The organism is Enterococcus gilvus ATCC BAA-350 (genome assembly GCF_000407545.1).
Taxonomy (GTDB): Bacteria; Bacillota; Bacilli; order Lactobacillales; family Enterococcaceae; genus Enterococcus_A; species Enterococcus_A gilvus.
This window is the reverse complement of sequence record NZ_ASWH01000001.1, coordinates 888897-912780: the sequence shown is the minus strand read 5'-3', so window position 1 is coordinate 912780 and position 23884 is coordinate 888897. Positions and strand designations below refer to the sequence as shown.

Below are 23884 nucleotides of genomic sequence, written 5' to 3'. Positions count from 1 at the left end.
TAAAAACTTTTTTCTGCTCCAAAAAAAAGAAGATAAACCTAAAAGGTCTATCTCCTCGTCTGCCATTATTTTGTCTTATCCTGAAAACGTGCTTCCACTCGATAAATTCGCTGTCCTTTGTTTGAAAACTTCTCTTCATATTCGGTCATAATATTTCCCTCAAAAGAACTTTCGTGCAGATCTAACCAAACGTGTTCAAGAGTCATTCCGTATTTTGAGAAACTACTCAATGAATATTCAAATAACCCTTGGTTGTCTGTTTTAAAATGGATTTCTCCGGCTGGCTTCAAAATCGCTTCGTCTACTTTTAAAAAGCTTGGCGATGTCAGTCGGCGTTTTTCATGTTTTTTCTTTGGCCATGGATCAGAAAAGTTCAAATAAATCTGATCTACTTCGCTGTCCGCAAAATAATTCGTCAGCTCTGAACCATCTACATGTAGCAATTGTAAATTAGGCAATTCTGCTTCAACTAGTTTATCTAAAGCTAAAGAAATCACGCTCACTTGCATTTCTATACCGATGTAATTGATCTCGGGATGAGCCGCCGCCATTCCAGTAATGAACTGCCCTTTACCCATGCCAATTTCAATATGGATCGGGTGATCGTTACCAAAACGTTCAGACCAGCGCCCTTTCCATGATTCAGGCTCTTGCACCGCATATTCAGGTCGAGCCGCCAGCATTTCTGCTGCGCCCGGACGATTTCTAACTCGCATGTTTTTCCTCCAAAAACTATTTTCTAATTCTCGTTTCTTTCTATTATAGCTAATAAAACTCGCAAAAAGCTGAACAAAACGTTCAGCTTCCAGCAAAAATTCGTTTTAATTGTAAGATCGATTGGTTCATGTGATGAAATTCTTCCCGTTTGTATTGACGAGCAATCTCTAACAGCAAACTCATCAACCCATACCAATAGACACGTTCCATGTTCTCATCAGTTGGGCGAATCCCATAGCGAACAAGCCACTTGCTCCAGCTAGATAACGGCACATAGTTTCCTAAAATCGTTCCAATATCCAGAGCAGGATCAGCAAACATCACGGAATCCCAATCAACCAAATATAAATAGTTGGAACAAACCAACCAATTTCGATGATTTACATCACCATGTACCACCGTATAATTTTTCTTTGCATACGTCGGTATATTTTTTTTAAGGTACGCATACACCAGCTCAATGAACGCATTTTGTTCGATCATCGTCGGTAAATTCGCCTCATAATCAGCCAATAGCTGCTGTGGTGAAACTTGGCGTCCACCCATTTTTTTTAACATCACTTTCAATGAAGGCGAGTGATGTAAGTGATACAGTACATCTACTACGTCATTGCGACGCGGTATTTCTTCTGGTTCGAGAATACGACCATCCAACCATTCTTGAGCAGTCAATGTATCGCCGTTTCCTGTCCGTTTGATCCAAACAAGTTTCGGTGCGATTCCTTCACGAGATAAAGCCGCCAACATTGGGGTGGTATTTCGTTTAATGAAGACGCGATCTTCGTCACGATAGCCGATATACGTTTTTCCTGTATCGCCTTTGATCGGCTGCACACGCCAGTCACTATCCAACTGAAACTCCATTCCCAAGGCCCTCCCCTAGCATTTTAAACGTATTTACTATTTTAGTCGGGGAAGGGCTCTTCGTCAAGAGCATGTATGTTCTTCTTTGATTATTTTTCATCACGATGTGCCTGAACCGATAAATTCACTGCTTCGATGTAGGCGTGAAGAATTTTTTTCGTTACCTTCCCTGGCATACCGTCGCCGATTTTTTGATTGTCAATTTCGATAATCGGCATAATTTCTGCCACTGAGCTCGTTTTGAAACATTCATCAGCTGCTAACAGCTCTTTGTCTGTGAACGCCTCTTCTTTCAATTCAATACCTAAAGCTTTTGCAATTTCGCGAATTTTAATTTTTGTGATACCTGGCAAAATCAAATTCCCGTCCGGATGCGTATAAAGAACTTCATTTTTTACCATCCATAAATTTGAAGCAGAAGCTTCTGTCACGTAATTGTCACGGACCAAGACAGCTTCTTCATAGCCGTTTTGTTTGGCCTCGTCTAAGGCCAAAAGATTCCCCAATAGGCTGATAGATTTTATGTCACAATGCAGCCAACGTTTATCTTCTACAAATCCAGCACGGATACCAATAGTTTGTTTCGCCGTTGGACGAGAAGCCGGCTGAATATCCGCCATCAGGACCGGCGGAACTTCTTTCGGATCAGGAAAATCATGCAGCCTTGGTTTTGCAGTTCCCCGTGTCACTTGAAAATACACCCGCGCGTTCTCCAAACCAGCTTCCTTGGCTAATTGGTGCAACCGTTCGCTAAGCGCCTCTTTCGTAAAAGGAAGTGTCATACGGATTTTTTCAGCACTCACCCATAGTCGATCTAAATGCTCCTTTTCCATATACATGTATCCATCGTAAATACGGATAACTTCATAAATACCATCACCAAATTGGTAGCCGCGATCCTCTAAATCAATCTTTACTTCTGATTCATCAACGATTTGATCGTTCCATAATACCTTCATTCTTTAATCCTCCATTTTCTTTATCCTTGTTGGGAGATAGAACCACGCAAACAAACTAATTTCGATTAAAAGTAACACAAGTATGATCAAACTTCCAACGATTGACAAATGTACAAGGCTGCACAACGTGAAGATAAGTGCTGCAGCAACTAATAAAATCACCATCAAGCGCTGCAAAGCCGTTTTTTTGTATTTTTTTGACACAGGATAAAGCTGTGTCGCACTGATATAATCAAATTGTCCATACAATGGAATCATTTGAAACCCGATCAAATAAATAAACAATAGACTGACTCCAGCAACAAATCGGATGTCATTCAAAGAGAGCAACAGAATACTTCCTACAATCAACAAGCGGAAAAACAACCCGCCAAATTCTGCCCCCCGTAACGCGCCTCGCGCAAACAAATAAAGATACGTGTTTTCCTGTTTAAAGGAAATTCTCGCTAATAGACCATCTAGATATTTCCTGCGACGAACCTTTGCTTCGACTTCTGGAACATCCGTAAACAAATTAATAAATTGATAGATCCGATGCAGTCGAGCATTTTCACGCGCAATCATCTGGATCCAATCCAGTAACTGGCTTTTCTCTTGTGTCAACACTACAAAACCCATCATCGTAGCTACTGCCAAGACCGAACCTAGCCATGCCATGCTGTAAAGGGCGATAAAAATTATCGCTCCGCTCCCGACAAACCAAGCGAAATACAAACGCTGCGTCTGCTTGCGCGTTTTTTGGTAACAGGCGAAGCGCTGGATTCTAAGATTTGCTAATTTCAGACTCCACAACACTACTATATAGAAGAAAAAGTTTATAAACCCTATTTGCTTCGCTAATACCACTAATGGGAGCAATGCACCGCATAAAAGCAGTTCAACTGTAAATGGCAGTGCCAAGGAGTGACGCAACCCGCTTGTCAAATAATTGCCCATTTCTTTTTCTTTCGGCAATAAGAATGTCATATCAGCAGGCTCAACGAGAGTCGCTAATCTCCCAAAGGGTAAAACGAGCCACCACACTACCCCGACGATCGGCAGACTCCAAGGGAAATCTGGTGGCAGTTGTTTTAACAGGTTTGAATAATAAAAGGCTAGACCGCCAACTAAAAACAAGCACACCAAAACAAAATGATCATTTAAAACATAGCGCATGTACTTCATCATTTTTTTCTGGTGGCGTTGACGCCTCAATAGAAAAAAATCATGCATGTTCCTTCTCCTTTGTTAAAGCGATATAAATTTCATCTAACGAAGAGCCTGGCAAATTGAATTCTTGCTGCAATTCTTGCAACGTACCAAGTGCCCGCACTTCACCCTCATGAAGCACAACGAAACGATCGCAATATTTCTCTGCTGTCGCTAAGATATGGGTAGACATTAAGATCGCGGCCCCCTGTTCCTTCATGGTCACCATCAATTCCAACAGAGCATTGATAGCCAATGGGTCCAATCCTAAAAAGGGTTCATCAATAATGTATAAACTCGGTTGGATCAAAAAGGCGCATAGCACCATTACTTTTTGTTTCATTCCTTTTGAAAAGTTCACTGGAAACCAGTCTAACCGATTTTCCAAGCGAAATGTTTTCAATAACGACTCTGCTCGTTGCATCGCTTCTTCTTTAGGAATACCATAGGCCATTGCAGTAACTTCGATGTGCTCTCTCAACGTTAATTCTTCATACAAAGATGGCGTCTCAGGAATGTATCCAATTTTCTTTCGATAATTTCCTGGGTCTTGCTGCAGGGTAAGTTCATCAACCTTGATCGTCCCCTTTTGCGGTGTTAATAACCCAATAATATTTTTTATCGTCGTAGATTTTCCCGCGCCATTCAAGCCAATCAGGCCAATCATCTCGCCATTTTTAACATCAAAATTAATATCCTTTAAAACAGGCACGTGTCCATACCCGCCTGTTACGTGTTCTATTACTAAACTCATGCGTTCCCTCCAAGTTCCTATTTATAAGAAAACAACTATTATAATTCTCCAAGGTCTTTTACCTAAAATAAGTAGCCCCTCAGTCAAAGTTAAAAGAGCGGCTCATTCATAGTTAACATTATAGCAGAATCCTGCAAATAATTAATCTTCACTTGACCTTTTACAGCACAAGTATTCCAAGTTATGGTAAAGTTAAGGAAGAATTTTCAGTTGTCGGGACATTTTACCCATACTGACAGCACAAAATAAATCACCACGAAACAGGAAGGATGTTTGCAATGGAAAATTGTATTTTTTGTAAAATCATTAATCAAGAAATCCCCAGCTACAAAATTTATGAGGACGACAAAGTCTATGCTTTTCTAGACATCTCACAAGCAACAAAGGGGCATACTTTAGTAGTCCCAAAAAAACATGTTACGGATATTTTCGACTATGATGAAGACTTGGCAGCAGACGTCTTCGCACGTATTCCTAAAATTGCACGTGCGATTGAACATGCTTTTCCTGAAATGGACGGATTAAATATCTTAAATAATAATAAAGAACTTGCCTATCAATCCGTTTTTCACTCTCATATCCATTTAGTGCCGCGCTATAGTAAAAAGGATGACTTTTCAATTCATTTTGGAAATCATGCGGATCAACAAACAGCGGAAGAAATGCAATTAATTGCCGATCAGATTAAGGAGCAGGTGAAATAAATGGGCTTTTTTAAAGGAATTCTATTTGGTGCCGGTTTAGGAACCTTAGGCGGACTTCTATTAGCGCCGCGTAAAGGTGAAGAGACCCGTGAAAAACTAATTACAAACACGCGTGAGTTGGTGGAGTTAACGGATGAATTAAACGATAATTTGGCGGCGTTCCGCGAATCATTGGTTACTTTAAAAGGAACGTTTGATACGCTGGTCCCAGCTTTCAAATCAGGAGTCGAAAAAGATGTAGAAGATTTTCGCTTTCAGGCAGAGCCTCGTATCCAACAGATTCAAGCGCAACTTGAAAAGATCAATCAGTCTTTACCTGTCACGGAAGAAAAGACGGTACTGAAAAAAGGACGCTTTACACTGGAAAGACCCACGGACGGAGACTGATTCTCCAGTGTTTTTTGCTTAGTTAATTGTGCTTTTATTGTGAATTTTCTCGGAAACTATTTTTAACCCCCTTTCCTTTGCATTTTTAGGTGTGTTATAGTTGAAAAGGAATAACAAACGGATGTAAATTATAATTTTAGGAGTTGTAGCATAGAAATGAAGAAAAAGATTCTTTTAGCCACTGCTGGCTTACTTAGTGTAATTGTATTGGGGGCCTGTTCAGGTGGTTCTAGCCAGGACATCGCAACAATGAAAGGCGGAAAAATTACCGTCGAAGATTTTTATAACGAAGCGAAAAAAGAACAATCAAACCAAAGCTTAGTTCGCAACATGATCATCTATAAAGTATTTGAAAATGCTTATGGAGACAAAGTTTCAGATAAGCAAATCGACAAAGAGTACGACAAGCAAGAAAAACAATTGGGCGACAGCTTTGAAAGCCAATTAAAATCTGCTGGCTACACAAAGAAATCTTATAAAGATTACTTGAAACAATCATTGGCTTTCCAAGAAGGTTTGAAAGCTCATGTGAAAATCACTGATAAAGATACAAAAGCTGCTTGGGATTCCTTCCATCCAGAAGTGACTGCTCGCATCATTTTAGCAAGCAGTGAAGATGAAGCAAAAGAAATCAAAAAACAATTAGATGACAAAGGTGATTTCGCAAAAATCGCGAAAGAAAAATCACAAGATCAAACAACGAAAAAAGATGGCGGAGAGATCAAATTTGATTCTCAATCAACAAACCTGCCTGCTGAAGTAAAAGAAGCTGCTTTCAAATTGAAAGACGGCGAAGTTTCTGACGTGATCACTGCGATGGATTCATCAACTTACCAATCAAGTTACTACATTGTCAAAATGGAGAAAAATTCTTCTAAAGGCAACGACATGGATAAATACAAAAAAGAATTGAAACAAATCGCTGAAGATACAAAAATGGCGGATCAAACCTTCTCTTCTGAAGTAATTGCAAAAGAATTGAAGAAAGCAAACGTGAAAATCAAAGATGATTCATTCGAAAACATCTTATCTGATTTCTTAACTACAAATAGTTCAGGTAAAAAAGCAACAACTGAATCAACCAAATAGTTTGATTGAAACAAAAGGGGAATTCCAAGCGGAGTTCCCCTTTTTTGCCTATTCATGCTACAATAAAGTAGCGAATACTTATAATTAGAAAATGGGTGAAACATATGAAAAAATTTGCCTCTAAAGAAGCAGAAAAAGATTATTATGAACACGAAGCAGACGAAGCTGAATTCGTTGCTTGGTATAAAGAACAAGATCATCCCGAATATGACAAGCCGTCAGTAACGGTCGATATCGTCATCATGGGGTATAACAAAGAAGAAGACCAATTAAAAATTTTATTGATCCAACGACGCGGCAATCCGTATCGCAATTCATGGGCATTACCCGGAGGCTTTGTCGAACGGAATGAATCCACGAATGATAGCGTTCGGCGTGAGACTGCTGAAGAAACGGGCTTAACGATTGGCCGGAAAAGTGTGGAACAGCTGCATACCTTTAGTACTCCGAACCGTGACCCTCGTGGTTGGGTAATTACGGTCAGTTATTTGGCCTTCATTGGGCAAGTCCCACCTACTGCTGGCGATGATACACAAGATGCCCGTTGGTTCAATCTTGAACGTCATGGTGAAACGATCAGCCTGACAAGTGATGATATTTCCATTGAGATCGAATTGGAAGCTGGGAAATCCGTCGGAAAAGATACGTTGGCCTTTGACCATAACGAAATCATTCGCAAAGCATTCAATCGAGTGTTAAATAAAATGGATCATGAACCTCTCATCCTGCAAGTATTGGGCGAAGAATTTACGATCACCGAAGCCCGTAAAGTGTTTGCGAAGTTTTTAGGTGTCGATTTCAAGACAGTCGATCATTCCAATTTTAAGAAAGCCATGCTGCAATATTTCGATGAAATCGGTGAACGTCCAGTCGGGATCGGACGTCCTTCAAAGATTTATCGCCTAAAAGAAGAGATCGGCGAAAAAAAATAAAAATTTTACTTACATGAAATTGAAAAATCTGTATATAATGGAACAAGCAAAAAAGAACGTTTCATAACGCAGTGAAGATACCTTAAAAGGCCGTCGTAGCGAGTTATACGATGGCCTTTTTTGCGTCCGAAATTCCATTAATTATTTTTGGAGGATCGGTCTACATTATAGGAGGATTTTTATGCCAAGTAATAAAAGAGAAAGTTTTGTTTATACGATAATGATGTGTTTTGTGATGGTATTCTGGATGAGCGCGTATAACATCGCCCTCCATTCAGGTGCTCTTACGTTGGACAGTTTAAAATCAGCTTGGCTGGGGCTGCCATTGGGGTATTGCTGTGCACTGCTTCTTGATTGGTTTGTGGTTTCTGGCCCGGCGAAAAAAATAGCCTTTCAATTAATACCGACATTTTCTAGTCCTTTGCGCAAAGTGATTACTGTCTCTAGCTGCATGGTTTTACCAATGGTCTTCTTCATGTCTCTTTATGGGACGATCGAGGTGTTGAGTCAAACACACCATTGGGAACAGTTTTTTATTATCTGGGGACTTGCTATTCTAAAGAATCTCGTTATGGCCCTCCCTTTCCAATTGCTTGTGGCTGGTCCATTGGTGCGAAAAGTTTTTAGAAAAATTTTCCCGATCGGTACGATTTTAGCCTAATACAAAATAGCCAAGAACACCTGAAACATGTTCTTGGCTATTTTGTTTGACGGATCGCTGTTTCCATCAAGAGCATTCTTAATTTTTTGCAACCTGCAAGAGGATTTTCTCTATCGCGCGTACTTCCTTACGCAGTTTCTTGGTAGTGCAGCACCTAAAAAATTCTTTCTTCTATTTTGCTAAATTTTTGAGAATTTCTTGATAACGTTTCGTCGCGACTGCGCTTGTTTGACCTTTTTGACAAAAGGTCAATTTCCGTAATTTCGGAACCACCCGTTCAACGACTACTTGCCCATCCACTGTTTTGTCTTTAAATAATCCAAAGGCTTCCATGAATCGCGCGTCTTTACGAGCCTGCTCATAGAAGGACAAGACATAGAGATAGTAAAATAAATTGTATCCGCGAAATGGATATTCCACCTGCATGAACAGCGTTCCGATTCCGTAATGACAGGGACCAATCGGCAGTTTCGTTTCCCAATGATGTAAGAGAAATTCAATCGCCGCCTCTAATTCTGACGCGTCAACAGTTTCTATCTGGCGGAAAAGTTCCAATGCATTCAATGTCGGCAGTGGATTGGAAACGGTTGTTTCAGGTCCTTTGCCAAAGTAGAATTTTTTGCACCACCAGCCGCCGTCTTTGTGACGTGTTGACAGTAAATGCGTGACAGTCTGTTTCATTCTTGGGTCATCCCCATGACCTAACCGTACGAGTAACGTAGCCGCTGGGATTGTTTGGCATGGGAATATTGCTCCTTTAGGATATAGCTTTAAATCCCCGGGCTCCTGCCAGCTTTCCCATAAAAGTTGCGCTATCTCTTGTAAGACTTCTGTCTGCGGGTCCATTCCCAGTTCCAATAAATACTCCGCCGATTCTAAACATGAAAAAGGCGCCCCTTTTCCTAAGCGTCGGTCTTCTGTCGTCCAATAATCCCACCCTTGATCATAACGGCGATCCAAAATTGCTTGAATATCTTCAGTATTCATCTCTTTCTCCTCGCGCACTTTCTTTTAAGTGTATCATACAACAAAAAAAACTCCTTCAGAAACTGAAGGAGACGTTTGTTTTATTTTGAGGCTGCTTTTTTCATTTGCTTACTACGTAGTTGTCCGCAGGCGGCATCGATGTCTGTACCATGTTCTTTTCGAATGACACAATTGATTCCGTTCTTTTTCAAGACATCGTAAAAACGCAGAACATCTGCTTTACTACTTCGAGAATATTGGTCGTGTTCACTAACCGGGTTGTAAGGAATCAAGTTTACGTAAACCAGTTTTTTCTTGTCCTTCATCAAATCGGCTAATTGCTGTGCATGATCTGGACGGTCGTTTACTCCAGAGAGCATAATGTATTCAAATGTTACACGACGATTGGTTTCTTCTATATAATAATCCACTGCGTCCATCAATTTTTCGATTGGGAAGCTGCGGTTGATTCGCATGATGGATGAACGAACTTCATTGTTTGGTGCATGCAATGAGATGGCCAAATTGACCTGTAAACCATTTTCCGCAAATTTTTTGATTTTTGGTACTAAGCCGCTTGTTGAGACCGTAATATGGCGCGCGCCAATGGCCATTCCCTTGTCGTCGTTGATGACATGCAGAAAATCCATCACATTGTTGTAATTATCGAAGGGTTCTCCGATGCCCATAACAACAACGTGTGAGACACGTTCTTCTTCGCCGCGTTCATCGAAATAGTGCTGCACGAGCATGATCTGTGCGACGATCTCGCCTGCCGTTAAATCCCGCTGTTTCTTTAATAACCCAGAAGCACAAAATGTGCAGCCAATATTACAGCCAACTTGAGTCGTCACACAGACAGACAACCCGTATTCTTGGCGCATCAAGACCGTTTCGATCATTAAATGATCCGGTAGTTCAAATAAATACTTGACCGTCCCGTCGCTAGCTTCCTGCACGACCAATTGTTTTAACGGATTGATGATAAAATTTTCCTCTAACAAAGCAATTGTTTGTTTTGAAAGATTGCTCATTTCTGCAAACTCACTGACACGGCTGCGATAAAGCCATTCCCAAACTTGTGTTGCACGGAATTTCTTTTCCCCGTGTTCTAAAAACCATTCGACTAATTCTTCTCTTCTTAAACCATAAATTGAGGGTTTATCCAAAGTGTTACCTCCTAGTGCATTCTACCGAAGTGCTCGCCCCTTATTTTACTGGGGACTGCTTATTATTAAGGTGAAACCTCTTAGTAATCTCTTTTCCTTCGTGCGTTTCCCCTCACTTTCTTTCATATAAGTAAAAAAAAGCTGGAAACATTCGCTACATACTATAACTGATTCACAAAGAGAAAACAATCAACTTTGAAAAAAAGAAATGATTTCACAAAGTAATTGCTCATAAAAATAAAAAAGAGAGGCTCTACGCCTCTCAGTCTAACCCTTCAATATTGGCATGGATTCCAGCACATTGGAAGTCCTCCTTAATAGTTCTCACTTCTTCCGTGCTTAACGGTTGAACCTCCTTCATCGCGTATTCCCACCCTAAATAATCATATTTACTGCTGCCGTACTGATGAAAGGGCAATAGATGAACCTCTGTTAGTTTACGTTTTGTTAAAAAGTGAATAAGCTGCTGCCGATTTTCTTTATTCGTCGTGTATTCAGGAATCAACGGAACTCGAGGAATCACTTGGATGTGCGTTTGCGTCAAAAGATAGTCCATGTTTTCTCTGACTGTGTCTGTTTCCAGACCGATCACTTTTTTTGCTTCACAGCGGTCCATGATCTTTAAATCAAACAATACTTGATCAACATACGGTGTAAGCATTTTTAAGCGCTCTACTGGAAAACAGCCCGTCGTTTCAATAGCTGTATGAATACCGAGATCGTGCAGCTCTTTTAAAAAAGCCGTCGCAAACTCGGCCTGCATTAACACCTCACCGCCAGAAAGCGTGACCCCGCCGCCAGATGTCCGATAAAAAATTTCATCCTTCAAGACAACCTCCAAAAGATCGTCTATGGTGCGCCACTCACCAATCTGTTCAGTTTTCCCATTTTTTGTCCACGTAGCGGGTGTTACTTTTTTACGTGATTCAGGATTTGAGCACCACGGACAACGCAAAGGACATCCTTTCAAGAAAACCAGTGTTCGAATACCGCCGCCATCGTGAACCGAATACCGTTGAACATTAAAGACCAATCCTTGTTTCATTGCTATCCCTCACCCTACAATTGATGTTCAACACGTGCGATAATATCGTCTTGAATTTGTTTGTTTAAATCAACGAAAAAGGCGCTATACCCAGCTACGCGAACCAGCAATCCCGAATATTTTTCAGGATGTTTTTGAGCTTCTAACAACGTTTCTCTTGATTGAACATTGAATTGGACGTGTTGAATTTTTAACTTTGTAAACGCCAATAAAAAGTCGGCAAATTTGTTCAAGCCTTGCTGTCCTTTCAACGTGTTCGGTTGAAACTTTAGGTTCAGTAAGCTGCCATTCACCGTCAAGAAATTATCTAGCTTGCTGACAGACTTTAATACCGCTGTCGGCCCTAAATGATCGCGCCCGACCATCGGTGATAGTCCGCCATCAGCTAATTGTTCCTGTGCTTTTCGACCATCAGGAGTCGCACCCACTGCTTCCCCTAGTGGGATATGAGCTGAAACGGTATAGGCCCCAGGAATAAACTGTCCACCACGCACATTCTCGTATTTCTCTAATTCTTTGGCATAATGTCGGAAGAATGTTGCTGCAATGATATCCAGCTCGTCATCGTCGTTTCCAAATTTTTCAAAATCCTGGATCACATGCTGTTGCAGCGCAGCATAGTCACCTGTAAAATTAGACTCTAATGCATCCACTAACTCACTAAAGCGCATTTCCTTCTTCTCAAAAACCATTTTCTTGATGACATACATCGAGTCACTCAAGTTGGCTTCTCCAATGCCCTGCACTCCGGAAAAGTTGTAACGAGCACCGCCTTCTGTGACATCCTTTCCATTTTCCAGACAGTCATTGATCAAGACAGATAAAAATGGGGTAGGCGCGTATTGCCGATGACCCAAATCCACGATATTCGATCCTTTAACTACCAACTCCACATAGTAATCGATTTTCTTTTCAATCGTTTCGACTAATTGGTCATAGGTCAAATCCGACTCGTTTCTCAATTCATAGATACTCAACTCCATGATCCGAAGCAGATTAAAAAGTGCAATATCGTGGAGACCGTAAGTCTTTCCAGGAATCGAAGTCTCCACACAGCCCACCGTTGCATAGTCTCGCGCGTCGTCGAGCGATACGCCTTTACTCAAAAATGCGGGAACACAGACATCGTCGTTGAATAATTGAGGGATACCTGTTCCCAAACGAATCGTTTCCACCGTTTTTAGTAAAAACCGGCGAGGGATCAATTCGTTCATTCTCACTGACAAGTTTGGCTGCGGCAACAGGATCTCATGGTAAAGTTCCAACATCACGAACGACAGCGGATTAACAGATGTGTGTCCCAATGCATCTAGCCCACCTAGAACAACGGTATAGCCAGTAGGAAATCCAGCGAAGCATTTTGCGCTGCTTTCAGAACGTAGAAGCACTACGTCATTTGTCTTCACATAAAAATCACCCAGCACTTCGTAAAGGAATTCTTTGTCCACGCCTTTATTTAGCGAGGCTTCGTAAAATGGATATAAATAGTGATCCATTCGTCCCAAAGAAAGGGAAGATGCATTTGATTCATACTGTCCAACGATACTGGTCATCCATAATAATTGAAGAGCCTCATAAAAGGATTCTGGCTTATCAATACTTAGTTTCCGGCACATTTCAGCGATTCGTTGCAGTTCTTGACGTCTTTTTGGTTCTTTCTCGTCTTTTCCTAAAGACTCCGCCAATTCCCCATAGCGTAAGAAATGATCTTTCATCCCAATAAAAATGATTTTCCCAGCTTGGTAAAACAGGTTATCCGGGTCTTCCTTGATTTTCTCGTCTAACTTTCCAAGATAGCTGCCGATTCCACGTGATAGGATGCCGGGGAAATCCATAATAATGTGCCCTTGTCCCTTATCCGTTTGATTTAATTTGAAAACTTCCTCCTTCAAAGCTGCACTTACTTCTTCTGTCAGCTCACCATTGATGAAATCTTTCATTGAGCGCTTTTCCCAATATGGAAATAATTTTTCACGGTAGATTTTTTTATCCGCCTCTGTAAACTCAAATTGGTCCTGCGGTCGTGTATCGATCGTATCGATTTCTTTCATGATCCAATAAGGGTCCATTTCCGGTGAAAGAATCCCTGATCTCGGACGCACCGTTCGATTTCCGACTAACAATTCCCCTTCACGAATGCTTATTTCAACACTCCCTAAAATATGTGCGACTGCCTTTGCGCGACGAATGATGGTAGGCTCACCTTCTGTTTGACGATAACTTTCCGTATAAAGCAATGCGCGTTCCAATGAAATCTGACGCTTTTCTTTGAATAAATGACTCTTCATTGCTTGAATCCGTGGATTCCCTTTCATCACGAGATTTGCATTGTTTTGTTCCAAATCAATAACTCCTGTTCCCATTTTTTTCACTCCTCTTCTTCTATTCACACTTAGTATAGAAATATGTTTCGATTGAAACCACAGAATTCTTTGAATTACAGTAAAAAAGTTGGATTTGTTCACTTTTTCCCAAGTTTTAGATTGTTTTTGTTGGAATCTCATGCTACCGTTAAAAAAAGGGGGATGTTTATGAAGGCTGCAGAAATTGCGCAACGCCGCAAAGAAATCACGGAACTTTTCTATCATCAAAATGAGCTGAAAGTTCGTGAATTAGTGAAAAAGTTTCATGTCTCTGATGAAACCATTCGAAAAGACTTAACCTACCTAGCGAAGGAAGGCATTATAGAAAAGCTGCACGGCAAAGCCACGTTAGTTCGTGAAAAAGAATTGGCTCCTGTCTTCCAACGTACCTCACAATTTGCTGAGAAGGAAGCATTGACACAAGCCGCATTAGATTGCATTACTTCTGACGACTATACTATCGGCCTCGATCAGGGAAGCACCTTGGCACTTTTGGCAAAAAAAATGGGGTCCTTGGAAAAGAAACAGATTTTTACTAGCTCCCTTGCGGCCATCTCCCAACTTGCCCTCAGTCAACACAAACTCTTTTGTTTTGGCGGAGAATACTCTCCCGCAGATATGGCTTTTCGCAACAATGGCAGTGAGATATATCCCGATATTCAATTTGATCTTTGCTTTTTCGGCTCCAGCGGGGTCAAAAATCGCAAAGGCTTTTGTACATCGTCTTTGATTGACGCTGAAGCAAAACGTCGGATGCTAAAAAAATCTACAAAAAAAATCGTGCTTTTGGATCACACGAAATTTGAAAAAACTTCTCTCGTTCAAGTGGCTCCCTGGTCATCAGTAGATGTAGTCATTACTAGTAAAAAATTGCCTCTGGACTACAAGCGCATGATCAGTGCCTATGCGAAATTGATTTTAGTCTAGAAAAGAGGGCTCGAAACGACGTTCGATCCCTCTTTTTCTTTACATGATCTCGATATCTAGGTCGAAGTCATCCCCGATTCCCACTGCTTGACTTGATTCTTCAACAACGGGCTTCTTCAAGGCAATCACGATGCCTGCGGTAATTACTGAGCCGATGACTGTGCCTAAGATATAGACCAATGGATTTTGAGCAACGGGAGCAACGATCCATCCACCCCATGGTGCCGGGTTTCCAGCACCTAAGACCATCGCAATAGCTGCACCAATGGCACTTCCTATCATATTCGCCGGAATGCAGCGCAGCGGGTCAGCTGCCGCGAAGGGAATGGCTCCTTCTGAAATACCTACCATCCCCATGACAATGGCTGCTTTTCCAGAGTTCCGCTCCTCCACTGTAAACTTCTTCGGTGCAACGATCGTCGCTAATCCCATCGCAAGCGGCGGAATACAGATAGCTGCACCGATCCCAGCCATGATCGTCAAAGCAGTTTCACTAGGCAAGCCTGTCGCAGGATTGATCGTCCCTACCATCGCAGAGCCAAAACTAAAGGCCACTTTATTAATCGGTCCACCCATATCTGAAGCGATCATCGCACCTAAAATCAATCCCAGTACAACTAAATTTCCCGTTCCCATTGATTCTAACCACTTGGTCAACGCTGTCATCAAGGCCGCGATCGGCTGACCAATCACCCAATACATCAATGTACCGACAACCAGTGTACCAAACAATGGAATGATAAAAATTGGTCCTAATGAACGCAAGCTTGATGGCAACTTGATTTTCTTTAAATAAAAGACGACGATCCCTGCGAGAATCCCGGATAATATTCCTCCTAAGAATCCTGCACCAATATTACTGGCGATCAATCCGCCAATAATCCCTGGTGCCAGCCCGGGACGATCGACCATTGAAAAGGCGATATACCCAGACAAGATAGGGACCATCATACCTAATCCCGTGATACCAATAGTAGCAATGTCAGCCAACCAGCCTTTATCTGGAACGGAGGCGTCTCCGGACAGCAAAACACTCAATGCTAACAAGATACCGCCCGCGACAACAAAAGGAATCATATACGAGACGCCAGTCATCAAATTTTTTCTAGTACCTTTTAATAATTCAATCATTGCTGTTCCTCCTATTTTGCTAATTTCTGCTGAATTTTTTTGACGATTGCTTCTCCTTTATTGATACAGTCCCCTGCGCTCACACGCACGACCGGTTTCCCTTTGAAGCGCTCTTCGTTCTTGATCCCGATATTATTTGTCAGAATCACTACATCCGCACCAGTGATCTGCTCCATCGTCAACTCGTTCTCGATACCGATCGACCCTTGTGTTTCTACATGAATGTCTACATTATTTTTTTTAGCAGCAACCTCTAAGCTTTCAGCAGCAAGATAGGTGTGTGCCACTCCTGACGGACAAGCCGTTACAGCAACTAATTTCATACGTTTCTCTCCTTTTATGTTTTATTCACTAAGCGACTACGCTAGCCAGACTGTCATTCAGCAAGTCCACGATCTCTTGATCACTCGTTGCGTGCGCCAATGTTTCTCTGAATTCTTGATGAACCAACTTTCTTGATAACCCAGCGATTATTTTCAGGTGTTGATCGCCTTGACATTCTTCTGGAACAGCTAATAAAAAGACAAGCCCGACCCCTTCACCATCCAAACTCTGCCAATCTATTTTATTAGTCAATCGTCCAAAAGCGACGGTCGTTTCTTTAACATGAGAACTTTTCCCATGAGGAATGGCGATGCCAAAACCAATTCCAGTAGTTGTTAAGTTTTCTCGATTTACCACACTTTCTACATAGCCTGCATGCTCATGTAAACGTCCCGCCTGGTTGATACGATCTGCTAATATATTGATCGCAGTCATTTTTGAATCTGCGTCTATCGATAGATCTACTAATTCTTTCGTAATCACTTGCATTTTTTTACCTCCCGATAATATCGTTATAAATTTCTACTGCCTCTCTATCTCCAAAAATACTTTTTAACTGTTTTTCCGACTGAACAATCTTATGAATGTCTGTCATCACTCCTCGTACAAGGGTCCGGTCGCTTTTAGCAATGCACATCAATAAGATCGAATGCACTTTCCGTTTATCCCAAGTAATCGGCTTTGTCAAAGTGACGATCACGATCTTCGTCTGCAAAACATTTTGCGGTGATGCGTGCGGGATCGCTACCCCCGTTGCTAACGCGGTCTCACCAATCGTTTCTCGATCAAATACTTCTTTGCGAAACCCACGTGTGACGATCTCCCCTTTTTCCAGCTTATCGATCAACCAATTCAAGCACGTTTGCTTATCCGAAAAATGCTTTTTCGTATAGATATACGCAACATCAATGACCTTTTTTAAAAATGGAAATGCCAAGTTTTCAGCTTCTTCAGATTCTTCTGAATAGAATAAATTCGAATAAAGGGCCGTGATATTTTTGATGTCTTCTTGAGTGACTAAGGTAGAGACCTGAATGATCGGCTTATTGACACTTTCTAATTTGATAGAGGAAATTATCAAATCAACATTATCCAAATTTTTCTTATATAGCTTATCGAGCGTCGTAATCTCCGCGATATCTTGTGCGGGCAAAATTCGTTTGATCTTATTGAAAATCAATTCCGATGTTCCTACCCCATTGGGACAGACAATCAAAATCTTTTTACCGTTTTGACTTTTCTCAAGCGAGACTTGAAAATACATGGCTACCAACGCCACTTCTTCATCGTTGAAATGAACGCCCAACTTTTCTTCAGCATTGGCGAGTGCATACCAAGTGGCACTAAAGGTGATGGCATATTGGCTTCGAATTTCATCGACCAACGGATTTGTGATGACGATTCCCATCTTTAATCGATAGATCATTGGAACAAAATGGCTGGCAAAACGTTCTTTTAATTGTGTGTCAGCCACAAAATCAACCTGCATGATCTCACTCATGTTTTTAATGATCTTTTTGATTGATTCCGCGTACCTTTCATAGCTCTTATGACTTTTACTGTTTAGCTTTACACCGTAACCGACCAGTTGACGATTGACGTAGGAGATATCTTCTTCGTCATACGTGACAGCGAACGTGTCTGATACCCGCACAACTAATTCATTGGCGATCAAATACGTATCAATCAATTTAATTTGATCAAATAGAAATTCCTTTTCTTCAATGTGCTTGCCTCTAGTCAAACGGAAGCAGAACACCAACAGACGGATCATCAACGACTTTACGTAATGACCTGGAAAACAGAAAGCCGTTTGACTTCTCCATTCCGTAATTTGCTGGAACACAAGCGCTACTAACTGTTGTGGAAAGAAGTATCCCAACAAGTCTTTCGATTCTTTATTAAAAAGATGCTCTGTATCGACTCGATGAGTGTCTAAGTAATCTTCACAAAAACGAAATAAGCTATTTTGAATCTCCTCCTCGTTTCCTACAACTTTTGTCCCTTGCTTCGTAGCTGCTAGCGTTAAACGATAGTTCTCAATGATTTTTTCTAAATCGCTCACGATCGAACTTGGACTTACATGAAACTGCTGAGAGAGCATTTGCTGCGTCACGGTCTCTTCGTTGATTACTAACTGTTTGACGATCTCCCATTGCCGCTCCTGTGAGCCAACAGCTTCTTCCGTGTTCACTCCAATGTGCTGCTCTAGAAAGTGCATTTTTTCTTCTACTGTTCCTTTTAGCAAAATACCAACACGCGGCTTTTTTTCTAAAACAAGCGGTTCTTTCTCCAATAAAAGTTGGATCTTCTTCAAGTCAGAATAGAGCGTCCGATTTGATTTTCCTAACTTCTCAGAGTAGAAAGACACTGGCAAATAATGCTCATTTTGAACCAGTAAGTGAAGTAATTTGGTTTGCCGTGAGTTCAACCCTTTCATTTTTTGTTTCCTCCAATTGTAAGCGCTTATCAATCTAACAAAAAGATAGCACAGCCTTTTTCTATTGTATAACACATAAAAGTTCCACATTAATGTTGAAATTTATTGTTTCTTCTTTTTTTAGCTATAATTTCTCTATCTTTCACTACACAAAATGTTGATATAGCAGGCTTTTTATCCTTGCAGTCCTATATTAGACACGCGTAAAAAAAGAGTGTGTGAGAATTGAAATCACTGTCTTTTTGCACATTTGTGCAATCAATTAAAAACACAACAAAAAAGCTTTGCCAAAAAATGGCAAAGCTTTTTATTCATCCAATGGATTTTCGGGTTCTTCTTCGGCTTTTTGCATAAAGACTTCCCGCGGCTTGCTGCCGGTTGAAGGCCCGATGACGCCGTGTTCTTCTAATTCATCCACGATCCGCGCTGCTCGATTATAGCCGATACGGAATCTTCGCTGCAACAAAGAGATGCTCGCTGTCTGCATATCCACTACTAATGCTTTTGCTTCTTCGTAAAGTTCATCCTGCGGTGTTTCTGATGGCGAAGAGCTTGTTTCTTCTGTTGGCATCATTTTTTCTTCGTAGTGAGCTTCCTGCTGATCAGAGACAAACTCAACGATCTGTTCTACCTCGTGATCTGAAATAAACGCACCCTGAACACGGATCGGCTTGTTCTCTCCCATTGGCAAGAACAGCATATCTCCACGTCCTAGCAGTTTCTCCGCGCCATTTCCATCAATGATCGTTCGTGAGTCCGTCCCGCTTGAAACGGCAAAGGCAATTCGTGACGGAACATTGGCTTTGATGATTCCGGTAATAACATCGACACTTGGACGTTGCGTCGCAAGGATCATATGGATACCCGCCGCCCGCGCCATCTGTGCCAAACGCGTAATCGCGTCTTCCACTTCATTGCTTGCGACCATCATTAAGTCTGCCAACTCATCCACTATGACAACGATAAATGGCAAGATCGGCCTGTTTTGACCATCTTCCAAATTCTTCTGAATCACCAATTCGTTAAAGCCGGAAATATTTCGCACACCTGTTGCGGCAAATTTTTCGTACCGTTCTTCCATCTCCTGAACGACTTTTTGCAACGCTTGTGCGGCCTTTCTTGGATTCGTCACGACCGGCGTCAATAGATGAGGAATGCCGTTATACACATTCAATTCGACCATTTTCGGATCGATCATCATCAATTTTACTTCATTTGGTTTTGCCCGCATTAAAATACTTGTAATGATCCCGTTGATTGCTACAGATTTACCACTACCAGTGGACCCAGCGATCAGCAAGTGGGGCATCTTCGTTAAATCTGCCACCCGTACCAATCCAGAGATGTCTCGACCTAATGGAACTTCCAGAATTTTATCTGGATGGTTCGGTTGAGATTCGATGATATCGCGGAATGACACCGTACTGATCGTGCTGTTTGGCACTTCGATCCCAATCAAAGATTTCCCTGGGATCGGCGCTTCCATTCGGACATCCTTCGCTGCTAAAGCCAGCGCGATGTCATCGGTTAGATTGACGATTTTGCTGACCTTTACACCAACGGCCGGTTGGACCTCAAATTTCGTAACAGATGGTCCTAAGCTGGCTTTGACGACTTTGGCCTCTACACCGAAACTATTGAAGGTTTTCTCCAATACCTTGATATTTTGCTCGATCTTTTTGTATTCATCGCTTTGATCGGCAGCTGGAATTGAATCTAATAACGTTGACGGCGGCAACTGATAGTCATGATCCTCAGGCTCCGCGCTGATCTCAAATTCTAAATCACCTGGATCATCAATCTCCTCATCTTCAAGTGGGGCTTTTTTAGGTACAGGTGCGGCTGTCGTTCTTTCGGGCTCCAAATTTTCTTGAAACCCTTCGATCGGCACGAGCGTCATCTGCTCAGGTTCCTTAACTAAAGGCTCCTGGCTTTCTTTCGCCAATTGCTCCCCTGGTGTCATTGAACGAACCTTGTTTTTTTCTCGCTCGGCCAATTCGGCCTCCAGCTTGGCCTTTGCTGCCGCTTGCTTTTCAGCTTTGGCTTGCGCTTTTTGTGCTTGCCGTTCTTCTCTTTTTGCTGCCTTCAGTTCTTTTTTCTCGTCAGATTCTGAGAATTTTTCCTGCATCATTTCGACAAAATTGCCTAAATAATCCGTTACTTGGTTGAATTCTAAAAGGCTGAACAAAAAAATACCCAATAGTAATAATAAGCCGGCAATCAAATAGCTGCCTACTTGTGATACGAGAAAGTGCGTTAAATTATAAAGCGCCGCACCTAGCATTCCACCGCCGACATTTTGGGTAATTTGATTCCCTAAGAAATCTGTCATCAATAAATCCCAAGTCGTTTTCAAAATATTAGGATCTTTGCTTTCCACATTCGCAAATAAACGTGCATGAAGAATCAGCAATATTCCAAGGTAGAAAAAGCCGATCCCTACCCATCGTCGCGGTTTAGTCAATCGCAACTTGGTATTCTTTACAACGAGCAGCGTGCCATAAAGTCCTAACAGCAAGGCTAAAAATTGATACGTGTTTCCGCCTATCAGACGTAAGACATTCGCAATCAGATTTCCTAAGAACCCTAGCTTAAATAATGCAAAGACAGTAAATAATATAAATAAAAGTCCAATGCCGATGATCAGGCGCTGCTCTTGGAGTTGTTTTTGCTTTTTCGTTTTTCTTTTTTTCTTTGTACGCTTCTTTTGCGCCATGATATCCCTCTTTCCATTCTATACCATTATACAAAAAAAAGAAGGCGAACAAAAGTTTTGCTCGCCTTTTCTTTCTGATTAAATAATGTTTAAATTTTTGGAGAGACATTTCGCTTATTCTTTAGGCAAGGACAATTCTTCCCCAAACCATTTTTTCGAGATCTCACCGTATTTTCCATTTTCCTGCAGCTTCTTGAATGCTTCGTTGATTTTCTCAACCAATTCCTTGTCTCCTTTGCGTGCACCGACCGCAAAGTTTTCATTTTCGAATCCTACGCTGAAAATATTGTAGGCATCTAATTTATTTGCTTGCTTCAAGTAGTAATCCGCGTATACTTTATCGATCAATAATCCGTTGATTCGATTGTTTTCAAGGTCGATCATCGCTTCATTGAAGCTGGCATACAACGTAGCGTCATTCTCTTTCACGATATCCTTCAGTGTTTTAGCTTGATTATTGAAGGCTTCATACCCTGAAGACCCTTCTTGCGCCCCTAAAACTTTATCCTTCATATCTTCTGGCTTCGTGATGCCGCTGTCCTTTTTAGTGACTAGGACTTGTTCATTCTGTGCATAAGCATCAGAAAATAAAACTTTCTTTTCGCGTGATTCTGTCACGGTGTAGCCATTCCAAATCAAGTCGATCGTGCCGTTTTCCAATTCATTTTCCTTCATTGACCAATCAATTGGTTGAAAATCTGCTTTGATCCCGTATTCGTTAAACACTGCTTTGGCTAAATCGACGTCAAAACCAACGATCTTTCCATCTTCATCTTTAAATCCCATTGGAACGAATGTGTCATCTAAACCGATCGTCACCTTTTTATCTTTTTCAATCGTCTTCCAGCTTTCGTTGCTGCTCGCTTCTTTTTTGCCGCAGGCTGCTAACGTCACCAGTGTTAAAACAGCCACCATTCCCAAAATAATTTTTTTCATTTTCATACGTTACTCCTCCTAATGTTTATTTTTTATTTGATAGGTTCAACCTTCAATAACTGATCACCAATTTCTTCTGCAAAAACCAAATCGTGGGTAACAACAATTTGAGTCACTCCGTCCGCTTTTAATTCCAGAATCAAACTTGCCACTTGCTGACGCAACGCAGGATCTAGCGCACTGGTTGGCTCATCATACGCCAACACTTTCGGATTCATCGCCATCGCACGAGCAATCGCTAAACGTTGCTTTTGCCCGCCGGATAATTGATAGGGATAGTTGTTCAATAATTCTTCAATGCCTAGCAAACTTGCTAAATGCTCGGCTTTATTCATATACGTTTCTTTGTCTTGCTTTAAGACCAGTCTAGGACCGATCGTGATATTGTCTAGGACACTTAAATGCGGGAACAATTGAAAATCTTGAAAGACGACCCCAACAACTTGTTCTTGTTCTTTCGAAGAAGTAGGATCGAAGGCGGCGCCATCTAGTAAAAAAGTGCCGCTATCTGCTGTTTCTAAACCAGCCAGGGTTCTCAGTAAGGTTGTTTTCCCACCACCGGAAGGGCCAACGATCGCTAAGATCTGTCCATCTGGAATTACTAAGTCCAAATTATCGATCACCTTTTTATTTCCAAACGATTTGTTTACTTTTTTTAATTCGATCATTTTTTCCACCTGCCTAACGATAATAGTTCAAACGATTTTCTAGTTGCTTCAAGATCACTGAGGTCACCCCAGTCAACACTAAGTAAATGAGCGCTACCCCGAATAATGGCAGCAACGTCGTATCTCGTTCCATTGCGATCTTCCCAGCCCGCATCACATCTGACAATCCTAAGATATAAACAAGTGACGTATCTTTTACTAAATTAATGACTTCATTTCCGACAGAAGGTAAAACAATTTTAACGACCTGTGGAATGATGATTCGCGTGATCGTTTGAATCGGTGTCAATCCAATGACCTTCGATGCCTCGTATTGCCCAACTGGAATTGATTGAATCCCACCACGGAAAATTTCTGCATAGTAAGCGGCGTAGTTCAATACGAAAGCAAATAATGCGGCTTCGAAACGGTCGAATATGATTCCCATCAATGGCAGACCATAAAAGACGAAAATCAATTGCAGCAGCAACGGCGTCCCTCGCATGATCCATACATAAAACTGTAAAATCCATTGTAACGGTTTAAAGCGGCTCGCCAATCCAAACGATAGCAAGATTCCTAACGGCAGTGAGCCCAATATCGTATAAGCAAATAATTTCAGTGTTATCGCTGCCCCTTGTAATAATTGCGGCATGACTTCGATCAAATAATTCATCCCAATATCCCTCCATTTTTTTGAAAGTTGTACGGCCTTTCAAAAGCTCTTAATCGTGACTATTTTTAGTAAAGATAGAATTTGCTAGTGGCGGCTAACCTTTAATTCTTGATTAGAAACTGACAGCTAATTCGTTTTAATGAGTTAACTTTTTCAAAAAACGAAAAAGTTAGTTTGACCCTCATCACGCATACCATCCAACTACACAGTTACTTACTTAATTAGCTGAATGAAATTTTACTCACCCTCCACCTCATTGAACTGCGGAAAATCGGACTAGCAAAAACGC

The 23884-nt window shown here is 41.4% G+C and carries 23 protein-coding genes; 6 read left to right on the top strand and 17 right to left on the bottom strand.

Annotated elements, in window-relative coordinates:
* Positions 1-65: 65 nt before the first annotated feature.
* The 5 genes from trmB to I592_RS04450 form a co-directional block, all read right to left on the bottom strand.
* Positions 66-716 carry a tRNA (guanosine(46)-N7)-methyltransferase TrmB gene (gene trmB, locus I592_RS04470; RefSeq protein WP_010781410.1) on the bottom strand — a complete coding sequence of 217 codons (651 nt, stop codon included), beginning with the start codon at positions 714-716 and terminating at the stop codon, positions 66-68.
* A gap of 82 nt (positions 717-798) precedes the next feature.
* Positions 799-1581, bottom strand: a complete 783-nt coding sequence (locus I592_RS04465) for a phosphotransferase family protein (protein WP_010781411.1) — start codon at positions 1579-1581, stop codon at positions 799-801.
* An 89-nt stretch (positions 1582-1670) separates the two neighbouring features.
* Positions 1671-2540, bottom strand: coding sequence for a D-amino-acid transaminase (gene dat, locus I592_RS04460; RefSeq protein WP_010781412.1), 870 nt, complete (start codon positions 2538-2540; stop codon positions 1671-1673).
* Between the two features lie 3 nt (positions 2541-2543).
* Positions 2544-3752 carry an ABC transporter permease gene (locus I592_RS04455; RefSeq protein ID WP_010781413.1) on the bottom strand — a complete coding sequence of 403 codons (1209 nt, stop codon included), beginning with the start codon at positions 3750-3752 and terminating at the stop codon, positions 2544-2546.
* Positions 3745-4482: an ABC transporter ATP-binding protein gene (locus I592_RS04450; protein WP_010781414.1), complete on the bottom strand. Its 738-nt coding sequence runs from the start codon at positions 4480-4482 to the stop codon at positions 3745-3747. The genes I592_RS04455 and I592_RS04450 overlap by 8 nt, the downstream gene beginning before the upstream one ends.
* A 278-nt stretch (positions 4483-4760) precedes the next feature.
* On the opposite strand from I592_RS04450, the gene I592_RS04445 reads away from it, so the two are divergent.
* The 5 genes from I592_RS04445 (at position 4761) to I592_RS04425 (ending at position 8255) form a co-directional block, all read left to right on the top strand.
* A complete protein-coding gene (locus I592_RS04445) occupies positions 4761-5186 on the top strand; it encodes an HIT family protein (protein ID WP_010781415.1) in 426 nt (141 codons plus the stop codon).
* Positions 5187-5573, top strand: a complete 387-nt coding sequence (locus tag I592_RS04440; RefSeq protein WP_010781416.1) for a YtxH domain-containing protein — start codon at positions 5187-5189, stop codon at positions 5571-5573.
* 156 nt (positions 5574-5729) lie between these two features.
* Entirely contained in the window at positions 5730-6662 is a 933-nt protein-coding gene (locus I592_RS04435; RefSeq protein WP_010781417.1) for a peptidylprolyl isomerase, read from the top strand.
* A 104-nt stretch (positions 6663-6766) separates the two neighbouring features.
* Positions 6767-7594, top strand: a complete 828-nt coding sequence (locus I592_RS04430; protein ID WP_010781418.1) for an NUDIX hydrolase — start codon at positions 6767-6769, stop codon at positions 7592-7594.
* Positions 7595-7775: 181 nt separating this feature from the next.
* Positions 7776-8255 carry a DUF2798 domain-containing protein gene (locus tag I592_RS04425; protein WP_010781419.1) on the top strand — a complete coding sequence of 160 codons (480 nt, stop codon included), beginning with the start codon at positions 7776-7778 and terminating at the stop codon, positions 8253-8255.
* A gap of 171 nt (positions 8256-8426) precedes the next feature.
* Here I592_RS04425 and I592_RS04420 read toward each other — a convergent pair whose 3' ends face one another.
* The 4 genes from I592_RS04420 to I592_RS04405 all read right to left on the bottom strand — a co-directional run bounded on the left by I592_RS04420 (position 8427) and on the right by I592_RS04405 (position 13798).
* Positions 8427-9242 carry a hypothetical protein gene (locus I592_RS04420; protein WP_010781420.1) on the bottom strand — a complete coding sequence of 272 codons (816 nt, stop codon included), beginning with the start codon at positions 9240-9242 and terminating at the stop codon, positions 8427-8429.
* An 80-nt stretch (positions 9243-9322) separates the two neighbouring features.
* Positions 9323-10390, bottom strand: a complete 1068-nt coding sequence (rlmN, locus tag I592_RS04415) for a dual-specificity RNA methyltransferase RlmN (protein WP_010781421.1) — start codon at positions 10388-10390, stop codon at positions 9323-9325.
* A gap of 262 nt (positions 10391-10652) precedes the next feature.
* Positions 10653-11435, bottom strand: coding sequence for a glycyl-radical enzyme activating protein (locus tag I592_RS04410; RefSeq protein ID WP_010781422.1), 783 nt, complete (start codon positions 11433-11435; stop codon positions 10653-10655).
* Positions 11436-11449: 14 nt separating this feature from the next.
* Positions 11450-13798, bottom strand: coding sequence for a formate C-acetyltransferase (locus I592_RS04405; protein ID WP_010781423.1), 2349 nt, complete (start codon positions 13796-13798; stop codon positions 11450-11452).
* 168 nt (positions 13799-13966) lie between these two features.
* On the opposite strand from I592_RS04405, the gene I592_RS04400 reads away from it, so the two are divergent.
* Complete coding sequence (locus I592_RS04400) at positions 13967-14725, top strand: DeoR/GlpR family DNA-binding transcription regulator (RefSeq protein ID WP_010781424.1); 759 nt, start codon at positions 13967-13969, stop codon at positions 14723-14725.
* A gap of 39 nt (positions 14726-14764) precedes the next feature.
* Here the strand turns inward: I592_RS04400 and I592_RS04395 are convergent, their stop codons facing one another.
* The 8 genes from I592_RS04395 to I592_RS04360 all read right to left on the bottom strand — a co-directional run bounded on the left by I592_RS04395 (position 14765) and on the right by I592_RS04360 (position 23595).
* Positions 14765-15856, bottom strand: a complete 1092-nt coding sequence (locus tag I592_RS04395) for a PTS fructose transporter subunit EIIC (RefSeq protein WP_010781425.1) — start codon at positions 15854-15856, stop codon at positions 14765-14767.
* 11 nt (positions 15857-15867) lie between these two features.
* Positions 15868-16179, bottom strand: a complete 312-nt coding sequence (locus I592_RS04390; RefSeq protein ID WP_010781426.1) for a PTS fructose-like transporter subunit IIB — start codon at positions 16177-16179, stop codon at positions 15868-15870.
* Between the two features lie 28 nt (positions 16180-16207).
* Positions 16208-16669, bottom strand: coding sequence for a PTS sugar transporter subunit IIA (locus I592_RS04385; RefSeq protein WP_010781427.1), 462 nt, complete (start codon positions 16667-16669; stop codon positions 16208-16210).
* Positions 16670-16673: 4 nt separating this feature from the next.
* Positions 16674-18620, bottom strand: a complete 1947-nt coding sequence (locus I592_RS04380) for a BglG family transcription antiterminator (protein ID WP_010781428.1) — start codon at positions 18618-18620, stop codon at positions 16674-16676.
* Positions 18621-18927: 307 nt separating this feature from the next.
* Complete coding sequence (locus tag I592_RS04375) at positions 18928-21336, bottom strand: DNA translocase FtsK (protein ID WP_010781429.1); 2409 nt, start codon at positions 21334-21336, stop codon at positions 18928-18930.
* A 114-nt stretch (positions 21337-21450) separates the two neighbouring features.
* Positions 21451-22278 carry a transporter substrate-binding domain-containing protein gene (locus tag I592_RS04370; protein WP_010781430.1) on the bottom strand — a complete coding sequence of 276 codons (828 nt, stop codon included), beginning with the start codon at positions 22276-22278 and terminating at the stop codon, positions 21451-21453.
* Positions 22279-22304: 26 nt separating this feature from the next.
* On the bottom strand, positions 22305-22940 hold the full coding sequence (locus I592_RS04365) for an amino acid ABC transporter ATP-binding protein (RefSeq protein WP_010781431.1): 636 nt from the start codon (positions 22938-22940) through the stop codon (positions 22305-22307).
* Positions 22941-22953: 13 nt separating this feature from the next.
* Positions 22954-23595, bottom strand: coding sequence for an amino acid ABC transporter permease (locus I592_RS04360; RefSeq protein WP_010781432.1), 642 nt, complete (start codon positions 23593-23595; stop codon positions 22954-22956).
* Positions 23596-23884: the final 289 nt, after the last annotated feature.

Bases quoted from the DNA above. Each gene is read 5' to 3' on its own strand.
- I592_RS04365 (WP_010781431.1), bottom strand. From the start codon at position 22,940: ATGATCGAATTAAAAAAAGTAAACAAATCGTTTGGAAATAAAAAGGTG.
- I592_RS04360 (WP_010781432.1), bottom strand. From the start codon at position 23,595: ATGAATTATTTGATCGAAGTCATGCCGCAATTATTACAAGGGGCAGCG.
- I592_RS04405 (WP_010781423.1), bottom strand. From the start codon at position 13,798: ATGGGAACAGGAGTTATTGATTTGGAACAAAACAATGCAAATCTCGTG.
- I592_RS04410 (WP_010781422.1), bottom strand. From the start codon at position 11,435: ATGAAACAAGGATTGGTCTTTAATGTTCAACGGTATTCGGTTCACGAT.
- I592_RS04390 (WP_010781426.1), bottom strand. From the start codon at position 16,179: ATGAAATTAGTTGCTGTAACGGCTTGTCCGTCAGGAGTGGCACACACC.
- I592_RS04425 (WP_010781419.1), top strand. From the start codon at position 7,776: ATGCCAAGTAATAAAAGAGAAAGTTTTGTTTATACGATAATGATGTGT.
- I592_RS04430 (WP_010781418.1), top strand. From the start codon at position 6,767: ATGAAAAAATTTGCCTCTAAAGAAGCAGAAAAAGATTATTATGAACAC.
- I592_RS04380 (WP_010781428.1), bottom strand. From the start codon at position 18,620: ATGAAAGGGTTGAACTCACGGCAAACCAAATTACTTCACTTACTGGTT.
- I592_RS04420 (WP_010781420.1), bottom strand. From the start codon at position 9,242: ATGAATACTGAAGATATTCAAGCAATTTTGGATCGCCGTTATGATCAA.
- I592_RS04385 (WP_010781427.1), bottom strand. From the start codon at position 16,669: ATGCAAGTGATTACGAAAGAATTAGTAGATCTATCGATAGACGCAGAT.
- I592_RS04440 (WP_010781416.1), top strand. From the start codon at position 5,187: ATGGGCTTTTTTAAAGGAATTCTATTTGGTGCCGGTTTAGGAACCTTA.
- I592_RS04465 (WP_010781411.1), bottom strand. From the start codon at position 1,581: ATGGAGTTTCAGTTGGATAGTGACTGGCGTGTGCAGCCGATCAAAGGC.
- I592_RS04455 (WP_010781413.1), bottom strand. From the start codon at position 3,752: ATGCATGATTTTTTTCTATTGAGGCGTCAACGCCACCAGAAAAAAATG.
- I592_RS04370 (WP_010781430.1), bottom strand. From the start codon at position 22,278: ATGAAAATGAAAAAAATTATTTTGGGAATGGTGGCTGTTTTAACACTG.
- I592_RS04375 (WP_010781429.1), bottom strand. From the start codon at position 21,336: ATGGCGCAAAAGAAGCGTACAAAGAAAAAAAGAAAAACGAAAAAGCAA.
- I592_RS04450 (WP_010781414.1), bottom strand. From the start codon at position 4,482: ATGAGTTTAGTAATAGAACACGTAACAGGCGGGTATGGACACGTGCCT.
- I592_RS04400 (WP_010781424.1), top strand. From the start codon at position 13,967: ATGAAGGCTGCAGAAATTGCGCAACGCCGCAAAGAAATCACGGAACTT.
- I592_RS04395 (WP_010781425.1), bottom strand. From the start codon at position 15,856: ATGATTGAATTATTAAAAGGTACTAGAAAAAATTTGATGACTGGCGTC.
- dat (WP_010781412.1), bottom strand. From the start codon at position 2,540: ATGAAGGTATTATGGAACGATCAAATCGTTGATGAATCAGAAGTAAAG.
- I592_RS04445 (WP_010781415.1), top strand. From the start codon at position 4,761: ATGGAAAATTGTATTTTTTGTAAAATCATTAATCAAGAAATCCCCAGC.
- I592_RS04435 (WP_010781417.1), top strand. From the start codon at position 5,730: ATGAAGAAAAAGATTCTTTTAGCCACTGCTGGCTTACTTAGTGTAATT.
- trmB (WP_010781410.1), bottom strand. From the start codon at position 716: ATGCGAGTTAGAAATCGTCCGGGCGCAGCAGAAATGCTGGCGGCTCGA.